This is a genomic window from Pseudomonas sp. NPDC089428, from assembly GCF_044749325.1.
Classification (GTDB): Bacteria; Pseudomonadota; Gammaproteobacteria; order Pseudomonadales; family Pseudomonadaceae; genus Aquipseudomonas.
Genome location: NZ_JBIVHT010000011.1, coordinates 21488 through 37749, shown reverse-complemented (window position 1 = coordinate 37749; position 16262 = coordinate 21488). Strand labels below are relative to the sequence as shown.

Sequence of the window (16262 nt, the reverse complement as noted above, 5' to 3'; positions counted from 1 at the left end):
GCTCTAGTCTTTTCCAGTCAAGAAATTGCCAATGGCGTTGCCCGCGCCCGTTTGTTCATCGCTCATGACTAGCTGCACCAGTACACCGGCGACCCAGCCCACAGCTAGCACAACGATGGCGGGCCCACCCACGAAAGTACCAATGGCCCAACCGGCCGCAAATGCCGCCGCATTCGTCGGCTGATTATAAGCAGACCTTTTGAAAAAGTCTTCGACGCTGGTTGCATCATGAACATCCATCACGAATTGCGGACCAAACGCCAAGGCGGGCCCTGCTTTGCCCAGTACTTTCCCGACACCGCGTTGCCCATAGCCATTATTGTCGACGTGAGCCAATCGACTGAGTTCTTTTGAGGTGCCAAATGCGGGAAGGTGAATAACATCGCCAGCGACCTTCCCCGCTACACGATAAATTTTGGCTTTTTCTGTAGCAGGAATTTCAAAAAAAAGGTTACCGCCTTTGGTGACAAGCTTTATACGCCCACGAAATGCACGGCGTGGAGAAACGCTTCCCGGCTTGCCGCGTGAAGATGCCCATCGCTTCAATTGCTTTTTAGTGGCATCGCTTAAGTCCAGTAAGTTCTCCACCTTGGTGGCCTGAGTACCTGAGTGAACAATGACCCCTACGCTGGTAAGCGTGCCAGGCAAGTTCGTAGTAGAGAATAACAAGGGCCCAACTACTGGGATCAACTCGGCCTTTTTCTTTAGGGCTAAAAACTGCTCCCCGCCCGCTGCACCTGTAGATTTTATTTTGCCGAGTACAGAGCAGAGCAGCGCAAGATATTCTTCGGCCTCCGTTTCGCTCAGATCACTTTCGGGGTTACTGAGCTCGGCAATCAGAAATTCCGCACCGCTGATAGTATCAATTGCGTAAGAGCCCCCGATGTCCACCAGAGATGGGAACGCACGAGCTGCAACGTCTCTCGGCCAAGGCAAGGCCCCGTCACCTAACAACCCGTCCTCTGGGCCAACACCCATTGGGTCAGCTGCGGTACACGGATAAAAGCTGTTCACACCGCCCTCCGCGCAACTGATAACGATGCGTTTAGGGCAAACCCGATGAAGACAGCGTGGTTACCTGGCAACATACATAGCTCCATGCTCACTAGATTCCTGTTTCAGGCTGCCCAAACGGCTAGCGCGGTGATATCACGCAATACGCCAGTGCGACCAAAGCACCGCAGTTAAGTTCCCTTAAAAAAAGAAAAATGCCAACTGCGTCACAATTCGTAGCCAGTCTTGCCTGAGCCGGAGAGAAAACACCGGAAAGCGGGCTTTTGTCAACTTGCATGAGGTCTCGCAATATCGTTTTGACATCAAGAGAGTAGATTGCTCTACGCGGGATCAGATGATGTCATTACGCCACACGAAGCAGCGAGAGCCTTCATCGAGCGATGACGGTACTTGACTAAAGAGTGCCTAAACCGTCAGAAACTTTGACCCATCCGCAGACTCATGCTTGTATTGAGAGAATTACGCTCTGTACGAAATCCCGAGAAACCTAATCGTCGCTCCTCCAGCGCTGGGAATTTTGTAGAGCGCCATTAACGGAAAGGAATTCTGTGATGGCAAGGCGCTACGAACTCACGGACGAGGCCTGGGATATGATCTCCGGACTCTTCATCGAAACCCATGGCCGAGGCCGGCCCCGACTAAGCGACCGCCTAATGCTCGATGGCGTGCTGTGGGTGCTCTGCTCGGGTGTTGCATGGCGAGATATGCCTGAGCGCTTCGGCCCATCGTAAACGGTGTATCAACGGTTTCGGGGCTGGCGAAACCAAGTGACTTTCGAGCAGATGCTCAAACGTCTGCACCTGAGATTGAATGAGCAAGGCTTGATCGATCTGCAAACCTGGATGATCGACTCAACCGCAGTACGCGCGACCCGAGCCTCATCTGGCGCCGGGAAAAAAAGGGGGCCTGACGAGCCTGCGATCATGCTCTAGGTCGCAGTCGCGGCGGCCTGACTACCAAAATCCACATGCTTTGCGACGCCAACGGAACACCGCTGCGCTTTCTCCTCTCTGGCGGGCAAGCCAGTGACATCAGCTACGCACAACCATTGTTGGACGAGGTCAGCATTCCATCGACCCAACGTGGCCGCCCGCGCAAACGCTGCAAATGGCTGCTCGCCGACAAGGGTTACGACGCCGAAGCACTACGCTACTACTGCGACCAATATCGAATGCAGCCCGTCATCCCGTTGCGCTCGATGAAGCGCAAGCCCAAGCCTGGCTTACCAAGACTGTTTGACCGGCTCAAATACCGACAGCGCAACATCATCGAGCGCATGTTTGACCCCAATCGTGCCGACCTGAGTGTCAAGACCAGAGAGCACGCAATCAACCTGCAAAACTTTCAGCGCCGATCGTAAGTTAGCTCATCTAACTCATCACCCGGTGGCGCAAGTTCAAATAGTCGGCTAGCCAAATCACGAATGTGTTGCGACCAGGCAACTTTAGCCACCCACTCCGGCGGCATGCCCGACACGCCATACAATGCTCCGGCAATCTGCCCCGCCGTCGCCGCCACACTGTCGGCATCATCGGCAAGGTTGGCCGCCAACAGAATCGCATCCCTGAAATTGTCCGTATTCCATACGGCCCAGAGCGCTGCTTCCAAGGTATCGACCACATACCCGGACGAGCGAATCTGCTCACGGGTTTTGTGCTTGTACTCGCCGGCATTGATGATCAAGGCCCGGGGCTGCAGGGGGCGCACCTTCGGCGACAATGCCTCATCCTTGTCCGCGCCATTGAGCGCCAAATGCAACTGCGCACCAAATAACTTGCAGCACTCCGATACCTCAATCGCGCGGTGAGTCACACTGCTCTGCGTTACGCTCTGCCACCAGGTTGCCGACAGTGAATGGCGTCGGAAAATGGCCGTGGGCGCGAGCCGTATCAACGAACCGTTGCCCGCTGTCGAGGCCTCGAGATTACCCATCCACGCAAGCCCTTGGGCCTCCCACCCTTCCAGGGCTCGACGGGTAACATTGCCGATGTCGAAGCAGCGCCCATTGACGCTGTTCTCACCTTGCCGGTACCAGCGCACCATCGCATCGGCAAAGGTCGCGTAATCGAACTTGCCTTGGCTTGCGTAGGTATCCGCCAGGCAGAGCGCCATGCTGGTATCGTCGGTCCACTCACCCGGCGCAAGGCGGAAAGGACCACCGCCGACCATGTCGGTAACATGCCCCTGATCGCGCCGCTGAAACTCCAGGGTCGTGCCAACCGCATCACCAATCGCCAGCCCCAACAGTGCTCCTTGCGCGCGGTCCAGGGCCTGCTCCGGTGACAATGTGCAGGGCCTGTCGCTCAACCAGCCCGGCTTGATACGCGGCAGTCTGGGGGCATCAGGCTCCAGCGTATAGCTCATGCGCTGCTGCAACTGCGGCGAACACTCGGGTAGCAGACTGGCATAACGCTGCGCGTACTCACGCAGCGTTGCATCCGGGCTTCTCAGGTCGATCATGCTCATTCCTTGCTGTGGGTTGCGCTCATCCATGCGAACATTCTGCTGAACCTGCTGCTCACTGGCAACGACTCGTACTGGCGGAAAGCCGAGACCATCTGGATGGCCGCTAGAGTCCACCTCCAAGGCGCTTCTCAGCATGAAATTCAAAGATACCTACACAAGCTGCAAGCATCGCTTCTCGCTTGGAGTAGAACTGACTTCACAGCAGTGCTACCTGTCCATCCCGGTGAGCAATGCTCTGGTCGATTACGAAGAGTACTACCGCATCGACAGGGCCCAATACGATGCCTGGCTAAAAGAATCTTCGGCAGCGCTGCCCATGGTCGTTCGCTGCCGCCGCCGCGAACTGGACCACCTCTTGATGACGCAACCTGGCACCCAGCGCGGCACGGCTGCCCCCTGCACCTGGGAGCTGGCGGAGATCTCGGCGGTACTGGCGCGAACAGCAACCTTGCTGCTGCGCGATGGCGGCTACCCAAGCTGGGCCAACACGCTCCTGGGCTACCACTCACGGCTGCACAGCGACCCCGAACAGGTTCGTTTGAGCGTGTTTGCTATGCCCTGCGGCATGGGCACGCTCAGTGATGCCGCCCTGCATGAAAACGGCACGCTGTCGGTCGAGGCCACTGATGAATTACACGCCTTGCTCGGGTGGTTGCGGGAGTGGGGAATCGAGGGTCGCATGGCCGGTTCAAAGCCGCTCTAGCAATCCCTGCGAAACCGCTTTGGCGCGGCATATTTCGTCGCGTTGCCATCATTGAAACGGGCCGCGATGGCAGCCGACTGCTAACGGCTCCGCGCACAAAAATGAGACCGGCTTCACTTTTTTACAAAAACTTTTTACGGTCATTTTTTCCGGCCCATTAGCACTTTCGCCCCCTGAGTTTAGGGGCCAAGGCCCCATTTTCAGTAGACAAAACCATACAGAGCCACCATCCAGCCATCATTGCGCAACTTCACAAAACAGGGAAAAAATCGCGCCCCTCGCCGGAACTTCTTCCGCAGCGGGGTGCCCTACTCGGCATTGCTGGCAACACGATATTCATGTGCCAGCACTCAAATTTGCCGCAGCCGAGAGGCGCGATTTTCAGGTCCACGCCATTGGCGTTTCAGGACGATCAAGCAGGCTCATGGACGATGTACCGATGACACAGACATTCGATGTCGAAGCACTGATCAAGCTGCGTAGCCAGACGCGGGCGATCTCCGATGCGCTGAAGGCGCAGGCGGCGGATTACCTTGCCACCGTGGCACCGCTGATCCGTCCGCAAACCCTGTTTGGCGAATACCTGCAAGGCGCCCAGCGCAGCAGCGGGCGCGAAACCCAGGGCCACTTCCAGTCGTTGATCGAACTCTACGAGCGCATCGGCTCGGCCGCGCCGTTCCAGCTGGTCAGCGAGCTGGAAGTGCCGCTGAACCTGATCAGCACCACCCCTGAACTGTTCCCGCTGGAATACGACAAGGTCCTCGAACAGAGCGGCCAGGTCATTCGTATCACCAGCCCGACGCGCTGGGTGGTGGGCTTCCACGCCTTTGATCTGGCGCAGTTTCGCACCGTCATCAAAGACCCCAACCGCAGCAGCGCCGAGCTGTACCGCTTCGTGGTGCACTACCTGGTGCTGTTCTACTGCCTGAGCAAATCGCCAGGCCTTGGCCGGCTGTTCGAAGGCCTGCGCTACGGGCTCAGCTTCGAGCGCCTCAAGGGCTTTGGCGACCTGCCGTTCTGCGTCATCAGCTCGCCGGTGCGTTCGCAACTGCCTGACGACTCGGTGATCCGCAGCAGCACGCAAATTGCCGGCAACACCAGCTTCGAAGAGCTGGTGGGGCGCGACAACATTCTGGAAATGAACGACGACATCCGTCAGCGCCTGCTGCTGACGATCGAAGGACTGTAACGCGCAGCGCCCGCTCGCGGGCCGCGCAATGATTCGCAGCGAATTGCTCGCACTGGAGAACACGATGGCGAAGAAGGAAAGCACCCAGCACAAACTCGACCGCGTTCGCGCGCCTCGGGTCCATATCACCTACGACGTGGACATCGGCGATGCCATCGAGAAGAAAGAGCTGCCCTTTGTCGTCGGCGTGCTGGGCGATTTCTCCGGCAACCCGCTGGAGCCGCTGCCCAAGCTCAAGGACCGCAAGTTCGTCTTCATCGACCGCGACAACTTCAACGGCGTGCTCAAGGGCATCAAGCCGCGCCTGACCTACCGCGTCGACAACACCCTGGCCAAGAACGGCACCCAGCTGGGCGTCGAACTGAACTTCAACAGCCTTGAAGACTTCGAGCCACAGAACGTGGTCAAGCAGGTCGAACCGCTGCGCAAGCTGCTGGAAGTGCGCAACAAGCTGGCCGACCTGCGCAACAAGATGGGCGGCAACGACAAGCTCGAAGAGCTGCTGATGGACGTGCTGCAGAACACCGAAAAGCTCAAGACCCTGGGCCAGGAATTCGGCCGTGAAGCCGAAGTGAAAGACCCGTCCAGCGACGATCGCGCCTGAGCAGGAGCCCGAACATGACTGACAAGCAAACCGCACCGCAACAGGCCGGCGACCTGGTCGAAGTGGAAAACTTCGCCCCTCAGCCTTCGCTGCTCGACAGCATCATTTCGCAAAGCCGCGTGGCGCGTTCCGACACCGAGCGCAACCGCACCCGCGACCTGATCGGCGAGCTGGTGAACCAGGTGCTCGAGGGCGAAATGACCCCGAGCAAAGACCTGATCGCCGTGCTCGACGCACGCATTGCCGAAATCGATTCGATGCTCTCCGAGCAGATGAACGAGATCATGCACGCCCGTGAGTTCCAGCAGCTGGAAGCCTCCTGGCGCGGCCTGAAGTACCAGGTCGACCAGACCGAAACCAGCACCACGCTGAAGATCCACCTGCTCAACGCCTCGAAGAAGGACCTGGTACGCGACCTCAAGGCCGCCAGCGAATTCGACCAGAGCGCGCTGTTCAAGAAGGTCTACGAAGAAGAGTACGGCACATTCGGCGGCGCCCCGTTCGGCATGCTGATCGGCGACTACGAGTTCAAGCGCAGCCCCGAAGACATGTACCTGCTCGAAGAGATCTCGCACGTGGCCGCCGCAGCCCACGCGCCGTTCATTTCGGCTGCCTCGCCCGAGCTGTTCGGCTGGGACTCGTTCACCGAGATGTCCGGCCCACGTGACCTGGCGAAAATCTTCGACACCGTCGAATACGCCAAGTGGAAGTCGTTCCGCGCCTCGGAAGACTCGCGCTACGTCGGCCTCACCCTGCCCCACGTGCTCGGCCGCCTGCCCTATGGCCCGGATACCACGCCGGTGGAGGAATTCAACTTCGTCGAAAGCGTCGACGGCCGCGACCACAACAAGTACCTGTGGATGAACGCCGCCTACGCCCTCGGCACCCGCGTCACCGATGCCTTCTCCCGCTACGGCTGGTGCGTGGCCATTCGTGGCGTGGAAGGTGGCGGCCTGGTCGAAGGCCTGCCGACCCACACCTTCAAGACCGACGACGGCGAAATCGCCCTCAAGTGCCCGACCGAAATCGCCATCACCGACCGCCGCGAGAAAGAGCTGTCGGACCTCGGCTTCATTCCCCTGGTGCACTGCAAGGGCACCGACTACGCCGCGTTCTTCGGCACCCAGTCGGCGCAGAAGCAGAAGCAGTACAACACCGACATCGCCAACGCCAACGCACGCCTGTCGGCGCAGCTGCAGTACATCTTCGCCACTTCGCGCATCGCCCACTACATGAAGGCGATCATGCGCGACAAGATCGGCAGCTTCGCCTCGCGCATGGATGTGGAACGCTTCCTCAACCAGTGGCTGGCCAGCTACGTGCTGCTCGACGACACCGCCAGCCAGGAGGCCAAGGCCAAGTTCCCACTGCGCGAAGCCCGCGCCGAGGTGTTCGAAGTGCCCGGCAAGCCTGGCGTGTACAAGGCCGTGACTTACCTGCGCCCGCATTACCAGCTCGACGAACTGACCGCCTCGCTGCGCCTGGTCGCCGAACTGCCGCAAGGCGCCCGCGGCTGACCGGCTGCTGTGTACAGGGATGACACATGAGTAATCAGGCCCGCCTGCTGCCCTCGCTGCTCGACCGACTGCTGGACGACCGTCCGTACCAGTCGGCCGAAGCGGCTGCGCAGCGCACCTGTTCGCTGGCCGAGTACAAGGCGAGCATCGTCCGCGACCTTGAGGTGCTGGTGAACACCCGCCAGTCCCTGGTCGCCGAGGAACTCGACGGCTTCAAGCAGCTCGGTGGTTCCATCCTTGAATACGGCATGCCCGACTTCATCAGCCGCAGCGTGCTCGACCCCCATGATCGCCGGCTCATCCAGCAACAGCTGGAGCGGGCGATCAGCACCGGCGACCGGCGTTTCCGCCGGGTGCGGGTGCAACTGCTGGCCCAGGAAAACGGCCACCGCATGTTGACCTTCCGCGTGGACGCCGTGCTGCGTCTGCAAGACATCAGCCGCCAGGTGTCGTTTGACGCCGTGCTGCAGGTCAACACCCAGGAATACAAAGTGCAGAACCTCAACTGATGCTCGACGAACTGCTGCCCTACTACGAAAAGGAACTGTCGCACCTGCGCTTCCTCGGCCAGGAGTTTGCCGCGCAGTACCCGAAGATTGCTTCGCGGCTGCTGATCGAGGGTGACAACTGCGAAGACCCGCACACCGAGCGCCTGATCGAGGCGTTCTCGTTCCTGTCTGCGCGGGTGCACAAGAAGCTCGATGACGAGTTTCCGGAAATCGTCGAATCCTTCCTTGAGGTGCTGTATCCGCATTACCTGCGCCCCACGCCGTCGATGTCGATCGCCGAGCTGAGCCTGGGCAAGCATGAGAAGGTCACCGAGGCCTACCGTGTGGCGCGCCACACCGAGATGCAGGCCAATGCCGTGGAAGGCGTGGTGTGCAAGTTCCGCACCTGCTACCCGGTAGAACTGTGGCCGATCAGCGTGCAACAGGCCTCGTTCGCAGAAATGGAACGTTCGGCGTTCAACGGCCACAGCGCCGACCTGGTGGCGCGCCTGCGCATCCGCCTGCAAGCAAACGGTGACGCGTTGTTCGGCCAGATGGAAATCGACCGCCTGCGGTTCTTCCTCGACGGCGAAGCGACGTTGATGCTGCACCTGTACGAGCTGCTGTTCAACAACCTGGCCAAAGCCACCCTGTGCTTCCAGGACGAAGGCCGCAGCCGCGAAGTTGCGCTGCCGGCCACAGCCCTGAAAGCCGTGGGCTATGCCCGCGACGAAGGCCTGGTGGACTACTCCGAGCGCTCGTTCCTGGGCTACCGCCTGCTGCATGAGTACTTCACCTTCCCCGACAAATTCATGTTCTTCGACCTCAGTGGTTTTGCCCGCATCCTGCAGGGCAAGGCCATCGAAGAGGTCGAGATCAACTTCTACTTCTGCGACTACGACCTCAGCGAGCGCCTGGCGCGGCTGACACAGAACATCGGGCGCAACAACTTCAAGCTCAACTGCACGCCGATCATCAACCTGTTCCGCCAGCAGGCCGAACCGATCAAGCTGACCCACACTCAGCACGAATACCCGGTCATCCCCGACACCCGGCTGCACAATGCTGCCGAAGTGGTGTCGATCGACCGCGTGCGGCGGGTGCGCAAGATCGGCGGCATCGACCAGGTCGCCACCTGCCAGCCGTTCTTCGAGCCGCGTGGCGAGCAAGACCCGCACACCAGCTTCTGGATCGCCCGGCGGCGCAACCAGGGCGACGCCACGGCCATGAGCATCCGCGTGGTTGACCGCGACCTGGAACTGATCGACGGCAGCAGCGACACCCTCAGCATCGGCCTCACCTGCAGCAACCGCGATGTGCCCTTGATGCTGCCGTTCGGTGGCGACCGGGGCGAATTCAACTTCCCGGCCAACTCGGTGATCAAGGATATCCGCTGCCTGCGCAAACCCACCGCCACGGTACGCGTGCCGCTGGGCAAGGGCCTGATCTGGCGGCTGATCGCGCACCTGTCGCTGAACCACCTGTCGCTGGTCAGCCAGGGCCGCGAAGTGCTGCTCGAACTGCTGTCGCTGTACAACTACCGCAACGTCTCGGCCATTCGCAAACAGATCAACGGCATCAAGGCGATCAGCAGCGAGCCGGTGGTCGCGCGCATCGGCCACCCACGGCCGAACTTCGTGCGGGGCGTGGGCATCACCCTGACCCTCGACGAAAACCAGTTCACCGGCAGCGGCGTGTTCCTGTTCGGCATGGTGCTGGACCACTTCTTCGGCCAGTACTGCTCGATGAACAGCTTCACCCAACTGAGCCTGCGCTCCCAACAACGAGAAAAGAGAATCGTCCAATGGCCAGCACGCACTGGCGATCAGCCCCTGGTCTGATCGATCAGGCCCGAGCCGAACCGCACCGATTCGAATTCTTTCAATTGGTGCGCCTGCTCCGCCTGCACTACAGCCGTACCGGGCGCATGGACCTGGCAACCCGGCCGCACGAAGACCCGCTGCGTTTTCGCACCCAGCTGTCGCTGGCGTTCCCGGCCAGCGAGGTCAGCGACCTGCACTTCGAGCGCGAAGGCAAGGTATCTGCGGCCGGCCTGCCACTGTCGGAGGTGCAAGTCACCTTCATGGGCCTGGTCGGGCCGTCGGGCGTGCTGCCGCGCCCGTACACCGAGCTGCTGCTCGAGCGCCACGTGCAGTACCGCGACGATGCTGCCCATGCGTTTCTCGACATCTTCTCGCACCGCATGACCACGCTGTTCTACGAGGCCTGGCAGAAGTACAAATTCCATATCGAGCACGAGCGCAACGGCACCTCGGGCTTCGATGGCTACCTGCTCAACCTGGTCGGCCTGGGCCCGCGTGCGCAGAAGCTCAAGTTCGAAGAACAACCGTCGGCGCTGCGCCGCGAACTGTTCAGCTACTTTGCCGGGCTGCTCAGTCAGAAGCCACGCAACGCGCTCAACCTTGAAGTGATGCTCGGCTTCTATTTCTCGCTGCCGATCAAGGTCAAGCAGTTCGCCGGGCGCTGGCTGAACCTGCAGCCCGAGCAATGCACCCAGCTGGGGCGCAAGAACGCGCAGCTGGGCCACAGTGCGGTCGCCGGCAACCGGGTCTGGGACTACCAGTCGAGCATCCGTATCGAACTGGGCCCGCTGAGCCTTGCCGATTACCAGCGTTTCCAGCCGGGTACCGCGTGCTACCGCAAGCTTGTCGAGCTGGTGCGCTTCTATATAGGCGCCGAGCTGGACTTCGAAATCGCCCCGCGCCTCAAGCGCGAGGCCGTGCCACGCGCCCAGCTGGGCCGCAGCGGCAATGTCGCGCTGGGCTGGCTGGGCTGGCTCAAACGCCCTGGCCGTGACGCGGAGCCTTCGCGTTGCGCCGTTTTCCACATTCCTTACGATGGGGTCGCCTTGTGAACCTGAAGTCTCTGTTCGCCAAGCTCAACGAAACCAGCCGCACGGCCACCGAAAGCGCGGCGGCCCTGTGCCTGTCGGAGCACCACTACGACGTCGAGGTGGAGCACCTGCTGCTGCAGCTGCTCGACAACGACGACAGCGACCTGGCACCGATCCTGCGCCACTACGACGTGGTCGCCGAGCGCCTGCAGGCGCAGCTGGTCACCGCCCTGGGCACCTTCAAGAAAGGCAACACCCGCACCCCGGCGCTGTCGCCGCACATCACCCGCATGATCGAACAGGCCTGGCTGCTGGCCTCGATTGAATACGGCGTCGGCCAGGTGCGCAGCGCGCACCTGCTGCAGGCCCTGCTCGACGACGCCGAACTGCGCCGCGTGGTGGTCGCTTCGGCACCTGAGCTTGAGAAGATCAACGCCGACGACCTGCGCCTGAACCTCGCCGCCCTGGTCGAAGGCAGCGCCGAATCGAAACAGGCCAGCGCCCTTGCCAGCCCGGCAGCACCGGTGGCCAGCAACACCAAGGCCGGCGGCAAGACCCCGGCGCTGGACCAGTACACCGTCAACCTCACCCAGAGCGCCCGTGAAGGCCGCATCGACCCGGTGCTGGGCCGCGAGTTCGAAGTGCGGCAGATGGTCGACATCCTCACCCGCCGCCGGCAGAACAACCCGATCCTCACCGGTGAAGCCGGGGTCGGTAAAACCGCCGTGGTCGAAGGCCTGGCCCTGCGCATCGCCCAGGGTGACGTGCCAGCGGTACTCAAGGGCGTCGCCCTGCACACCCTCGACCTGGGCCTGCTGCAGGCCGGTGCCGGGGTCAAGGGCGAGTTCGAAAACCGCCTGAAGTCCGTGATCGAAGAGGTCAAGCGCAGCCTGCACCCGATCATCCTGTTCATCGACGAAGCCCACACCCTGATCGGCTCCGGCGGCCAGGCCGGGCAGAACGATGCCGCCAACCTGCTCAAACCGGCCCTGGCCCGTGGCGAGCTGCGCACCATCGCGGCCACCACCTGGGCCGAATACAAGAAGTACTTCGAGAAGGACGCCGCCCTCGCCCGCCGCTTCCAGGTGGTCAAGGTCGAAGAGCCTGACGAAGACAAGGCCATCCACATGCTCCGTGGCCTGCTCGGCAAGATGCGCGAGCACCACAAGGTGGCGGTGATGGACGAAGCGCTGGTGCAGGCGGTGCGCCTGTCCAACCGCTACATCACCGGCCGCCAGCTGCCCGACAAGGCCGTCAGCGTGCTCGACACCGCCTGCGCGCGCATCGCCCTGGCGCAGTCGTCGCAGCCCGGTGCGCTGGAAGACTGCCGCCGGCAGATCGACAACCTGCAGGCCGAAATCGCCGTGCTCGGCCACGAAGCCGGCAAGGGCCACGACCACGCCCGCCGCCTCGGTGAGCTGCAGGCAGCCCTGCAAGCCGAGCAGCAGCAGGAACAGCAACTGAACGAGCAGTGGCAGCAGGAGCTGGCGCTGGTCGAACAACTCAAGGCGCTGGATGCCGCCAACGACGCCGATGCCGCGCAGCTCAACGCCCTGCGCAGCGAGCTTGCCCGGGTGCAAGGCGACCAGCCACTGGTCCACGCACTGGTCGACAGCGGCGCCATCGCCCAGGTCATCAGCGGCTGGACCGGTATCCCGCTGGGCAAGATGCTGCGTGACGAGATCGACACCGTGCAGCGCCTGCCGGCCCTGCTCGGCGAGCGCGTGCTGGGCCAGGACCACGCCCTGCACGAGATCGGCAAGCGCATCAAGATTTCCCGCGCGCGCATGGAAGACCCGAACAAGCCGATCGGCGTGTTCCTGCTGCTCGGCCCCAGCGGCGTCGGCAAGACTGAAACCGCCCTGGCCCTGGCCGACACCCTGTATGGCGGTGAACGCAACCTGATCACCATCAACATGTCCGAGTACCAGGAGGCGCATACCGTGTCGAGCCTCAAGGGCTCGCCACCCGGCTACGTCGGCTACGGCGAAGGCGGTGTGCTGACCGAAGCCGTGCGCCGCAAGCCGTACAGCGTGGTGCTGCTCGACGAGGTGGAAAAGGCCCACCCCGACGTGCTCGAACTGTTCTTCCAGGTGTTCGACAAGGGCGTGCTGGACGACGGCGAGGGCCGCGAGATCAACTTCCGCAACACGGTGATCATCCTCACCTCCAACACCGGTACCGAGCGCATCATGCAGACCTGCCTGAACGCGGCCGAACTGCCGACGCCGGCAGCCATCGTCGAAGGCCTGCGCGACGAGCTCAACCAGGTGTTCAAGCCCGCCTTCCTCGGCCGCCTGAGCATCGTGCCGTTCTACCCGGTGCAGGACCAGATCCTCGAGCGCATCGTCGCCCTCAAGCTCGAACGCATCGCCAAGCGCTTCGCCCGCAACCACCAGGCCGAACTGAGTTACGACGAGGCGCTGGTCAAGGCCATTGCCGCGCGCTGCACCGAGGTCGACAGCGGTGCGCGCAACATCGACAACATTCTGTCCCAGACCCTGATGCCCGAACTCGCCCAGCGCGTGCTCGAGCGCATGGCCCAGGATGCGCCGATCGAGCGCCTGGTGATCGAGCTGGGCAGCGATGGCGATTTCGCCTATCGCCTGGCCTGAGCCGTACAAGGAGGTTTAGCCGTCATGCACCACAAGCACACCGCCCTCAAGCGCCTGACCACCGCCGCCCTGCTGCTGGCGTTGGCCGGCTGCGGGGTCACCGACCGCATCGGCAAACGCATGGATGACAGCTGGGCGGCCGACATGCTGACCGACAGCGAGAAGGTCATCCTGACGTCCGACGGCGGCAACCAGCTCAACCCCGACGCCGAGGGCAAACCGCTGTCGGTGGTGATGCGCGTGTACCAGCTGACCGACCTCGAACGCTTCGCCGCCAGCGATGCCGAGACCCTCTGGGACACCCCGGAAAAGGCCCTGGGCAACACCCTGGTGGAAGCCCGCGAGATCACCCTGCTGCCGGGCATCGGCCAGATCGACCAGTGGCCGCTGGCCAAGAGTGCACGCTACGTGGGTGTGGCGGCGTTCTTCCGTGACGAACAGGGCGCGCGCTGGAAAGTCGCCTTCGACGCCAACTCGCTGCGCAAGGACGGCATCTGGTTCTCCTCCGACGGCCTGCGGGTGCTGGTGGACAAGACCGAAATCAGCGCCATGCGCGGCGTCGACGTGCTGAACAAACCGCCGACCGCGGACCAGCTGGCGGCCGCAGAGAAGGCCAAGCAAGCCACACCGACCCTCACCGACAAGGTGCAGGACGCGGTACTCGACAAGGCCACTGATGTTGCCGGCCAGTCGGCGCAGAACGCTGCAGATAAAACCCTCAATTCATTAGTGGATAGCGTCAAATGAGCAAGCAGAGCCGGGTGATGTGGTCGGAAGGCATGTTCCTGCTGCCCCAGCACTTCCAGTACCAGGATGAGTTCCACCAGCACCAGCTGGCCGAGGCGACCCTGCGCGGCACCCCGTTCCATTGGGGTGTGCAGCTGTTGCAGGTGGACGAGGACGCCTTGGCCAACGGCTCGCTGCAGCTCAAGCGCCTGAAGCTGGTGTTTCCCGACGGCAGCCTGTACGACGCACCGCAGCATGACCCGCTGCCGGCCGCGCGTGACCTCAAGGACCTGCTCAAGGCCAACGACCTGAAGGTCTATGCCGCGCTCAAGCTGCCCGAGCCGTTCGGCCTCAACTACGTCGAGGATGGCCATGAGCACAAGGCCGCCCGGCGCTTTCGCAAACAGTTCGACACCCTGCCCGACCTCAACGAAGGCGAGCTGGAAAACGAGATCACCAGCCTGCGCCTGAACGTGGTGCTGCTGGTCGACGGTGACAACCTGGACGGCTACAGCCATTGCCCGCTGGCCCAGCTAACGCGCAACAGCATGGGCGGTTTCAGCCTCGACCCGCATTTCGTTCACCCGACCCTGCACCTGGGCAGCCATGAGACTTTGGCCGGCATCGGCAAGCGCTTGCTGGGCGCGTTGCAGGCCAAGAGCAAGGCGCTGTCGGGCCGGCGCCGCGAGCGTGCCGACCAGATCGCCGAGTTCGGTTCCAGCGACGTCACCCTGTTCTGGTTGCTGAACACCGTCAACCGGGCCCACCCGCAGCTCGCTCACCTGCTGGCCCACCCGCGCCTGCACCCGGAGCGCCTGTACCTGTTCCTCGCCGACCTGGCCGGCGGCCTGCTGACCTTCAGCCTGGACACCCAGCTCAGCGATATCCCCGAGTACGATCATCACGACCCGGCGGCGTCGCTGGTCAAGCTCGACGAGATGATCCGGGTGATGCTCGACAACGTCGTGCCCAACCAGTGCATCGTCATCGACCTGACCCTGACCAAACCGGGGCACTGGCAGGGCAAGCTGCGCGACCCGCGCCTGGTCGAAGCGGACTTCTATATTGCGGTGCACGCCGACATGCCCGGTGCCAGCCTGCTGGAGCTGGTGCCACGGGCCTTCAAGGTCGGCTCGCCGGAAGACATCGAGGTGGTGGTCAACAGCGCCATGCCTGGCGTCACCCTCAACCACGCCGCACGCCTGCCGAACGCGATCCCGGTGCGCCTGGACAACCAGTACTTCGCCATCGAGCCGCACGGCCATGTGTATGAGCGAATGATGAATGCCCAGACCATCTGCTTCTACGCGCCCAGCGCCTTTACCAACCTCAAGCTTGAACTGATGGCGGTGCTCAAATGACCGAAGCCGTACTGCAACAGGGCGCCGTCGCGGCCGCCAACGACAAACCGACGCTCAAGGACCTGGTCCAGGACTTCATCAGCATGGCGCTGATCGTGCGCCGTGGCCGCCAGGTCACCTCGGTGCAGGCCTTCGAAGGCAGCGTCGAGCGCTTCTTCGCCAACCTCGAACGCGATGCCCGTGCCGCCAACTACAGCGTCGAGCAGGTCAAGGACACCCAGTACGCCCTGTGCGCGTTCCTCGACGAAAGCGTGCTGCGCTCGGGTGACAACGAACTGCGCCGGCATTTCGAGCTGCAGCCGCTGCAGTTCCGCTACTTCGGCGTGCACCTGGCCGGCGAAGGCTTCTACGAGAAGGTCGACGCGCTGCGTGCCGACGTCAAGCAGAACATCGACGTGCTCGAGGTCTACCACCTGTGCCTGGCGCTGGGCTTCGAAGGCAAGTTCAGCGTCGGCCAGAAGGACCAGCTGCGCTACCTGGCCAACACCCTCGGCCAGGACATCGCCCGCTACCGCAAGGCGCCCAAGGCCCTGTCGCCGGACTGGGCGCTGCCCGACCAGGTGTCGCAGATGCTGCGCCACGAGGTGCCACTGTGGGTTTACCTGGCGCTGATCGCGCTGGTCTGCGTCGCCGTGTACCTGACGCTCGACTGGTTGCTGGACAAGGACGTCGCCGCGCTTTCCGAACAAATCCGCCAGCTGTTCAGTGCCTGAGCACACCTCAGG

Annotated in this window: 13 protein-coding genes and 1 pseudogene; 12 read left to right on the top strand and 2 right to left on the bottom strand. The window is 62.3% G+C overall.

The window, feature by feature from the left end; translation table 11 throughout:
- Positions 1 to 3: 3 nt before the first annotated feature.
- Positions 4 to 1014, bottom strand: coding sequence for a hypothetical protein (locus tag ACIPZ5_RS19545; RefSeq protein ID WP_400810181.1), 1011 nt, complete (start codon positions 1012 to 1014; stop codon positions 4 to 6).
- 551 nt (positions 1015 to 1565) lie between these two features.
- Here ACIPZ5_RS19545 and ACIPZ5_RS19540 point away from each other — a divergent pair.
- A pseudogene (locus tag ACIPZ5_RS19540) lies at positions 1566 to 2332 on the top strand (IS5 family transposase); the annotation flags it as partial.
- Positions 2333 to 2358: 26 nt separating this feature from the next.
- Here ACIPZ5_RS19540 and tri1 read toward each other — a convergent pair.
- Complete coding sequence (tri1, locus tag ACIPZ5_RS19535; protein WP_400810180.1) at positions 2359 to 3474, bottom strand: ADP-ribosylarginine hydrolase Tri1; 1116 nt, start codon at positions 3472 to 3474, stop codon at positions 2359 to 2361.
- Between the two features lie 139 nt (positions 3475 to 3613).
- On the opposite strand from tri1, the gene ACIPZ5_RS19530 reads away from it, so the two are divergent.
- From ACIPZ5_RS19530 to icmH, 11 genes are all read left to right on the top strand, one after another.
- Positions 3614 to 4183 carry a hypothetical protein gene (locus ACIPZ5_RS19530; protein ID WP_400810178.1) on the top strand — a complete coding sequence of 190 codons (570 nt, stop codon included), beginning with the start codon at positions 3614 to 3616 and terminating at the stop codon, positions 4181 to 4183.
- A 439-nt stretch (positions 4184 to 4622) separates the two neighbouring features.
- The gene (locus ACIPZ5_RS19525; protein ID WP_085679696.1) at positions 4623 to 5372 is read left to right on the top strand and encodes a hypothetical protein; all 750 of its coding nucleotides are present in this window, start codon (positions 4623 to 4625) and stop codon (positions 5370 to 5372) included.
- A gap of 64 nt (positions 5373 to 5436) precedes the next feature.
- Positions 5437 to 5976, top strand: a complete 540-nt coding sequence (tssB, locus tag ACIPZ5_RS19520) for a type VI secretion system contractile sheath small subunit (RefSeq protein WP_060511758.1) — start codon at positions 5437 to 5439, stop codon at positions 5974 to 5976.
- A 14-nt stretch (positions 5977 to 5990) separates the two neighbouring features.
- Positions 5991 to 7493 (top strand): type VI secretion system contractile sheath large subunit, encoded by a 1503-nt coding sequence (gene tssC, locus ACIPZ5_RS19515; protein ID WP_060511716.1) that lies wholly within the window; start codon positions 5991 to 5993, stop codon positions 7491 to 7493.
- 26 nt (positions 7494 to 7519) lie between these two features.
- Positions 7520 to 8002 carry a type VI secretion system baseplate subunit TssE gene (gene tssE, locus ACIPZ5_RS19510; RefSeq protein ID WP_400810177.1) on the top strand — a complete coding sequence of 161 codons (483 nt, stop codon included), beginning with the start codon at positions 7520 to 7522 and terminating at the stop codon, positions 8000 to 8002.
- A complete protein-coding gene (tssF, locus tag ACIPZ5_RS19505) occupies positions 8002 to 9822 on the top strand; it encodes a type VI secretion system baseplate subunit TssF (protein WP_400810175.1) in 1821 nt (606 codons plus the stop codon). Before tssE ends, tssF begins: the two co-directional genes overlap by 1 nt.
- Complete coding sequence (tssG, locus tag ACIPZ5_RS19500) at positions 9786 to 10856, top strand: type VI secretion system baseplate subunit TssG (RefSeq protein ID WP_400810174.1); 1071 nt, start codon at positions 9786 to 9788, stop codon at positions 10854 to 10856. The genes tssF and tssG overlap by 37 nt, the downstream gene beginning before the upstream one ends.
- The gene (gene tssH / locus ACIPZ5_RS19495; protein WP_400810172.1) at positions 10853 to 13450 is read left to right on the top strand and encodes a type VI secretion system ATPase TssH; all 2598 of its coding nucleotides are present in this window, start codon (positions 10853 to 10855) and stop codon (positions 13448 to 13450) included. The genes tssG and tssH overlap by 4 nt, the downstream gene beginning before the upstream one ends.
- Before the next feature lie 24 nt (positions 13451 to 13474).
- A complete protein-coding gene (tssJ, locus tag ACIPZ5_RS19490) occupies positions 13475 to 14197 on the top strand; it encodes a type VI secretion system lipoprotein TssJ (protein WP_400810170.1) in 723 nt (240 codons plus the stop codon).
- Positions 14194 to 15537, top strand: a complete 1344-nt coding sequence (gene tssK, locus ACIPZ5_RS19485) for a type VI secretion system baseplate subunit TssK (protein ID WP_400810168.1) — start codon at positions 14194 to 14196, stop codon at positions 15535 to 15537. The genes tssJ and tssK overlap by 4 nt, the downstream gene beginning before the upstream one ends.
- Complete coding sequence (gene icmH, locus ACIPZ5_RS19480; RefSeq protein ID WP_085679573.1) at positions 15534 to 16250, top strand: type IVB secretion system protein IcmH/DotU; 717 nt, start codon at positions 15534 to 15536, stop codon at positions 16248 to 16250. The genes tssK and icmH overlap by 4 nt, the downstream gene beginning before the upstream one ends.
- Positions 16251 to 16262 lie beyond the last annotated feature (12 nt).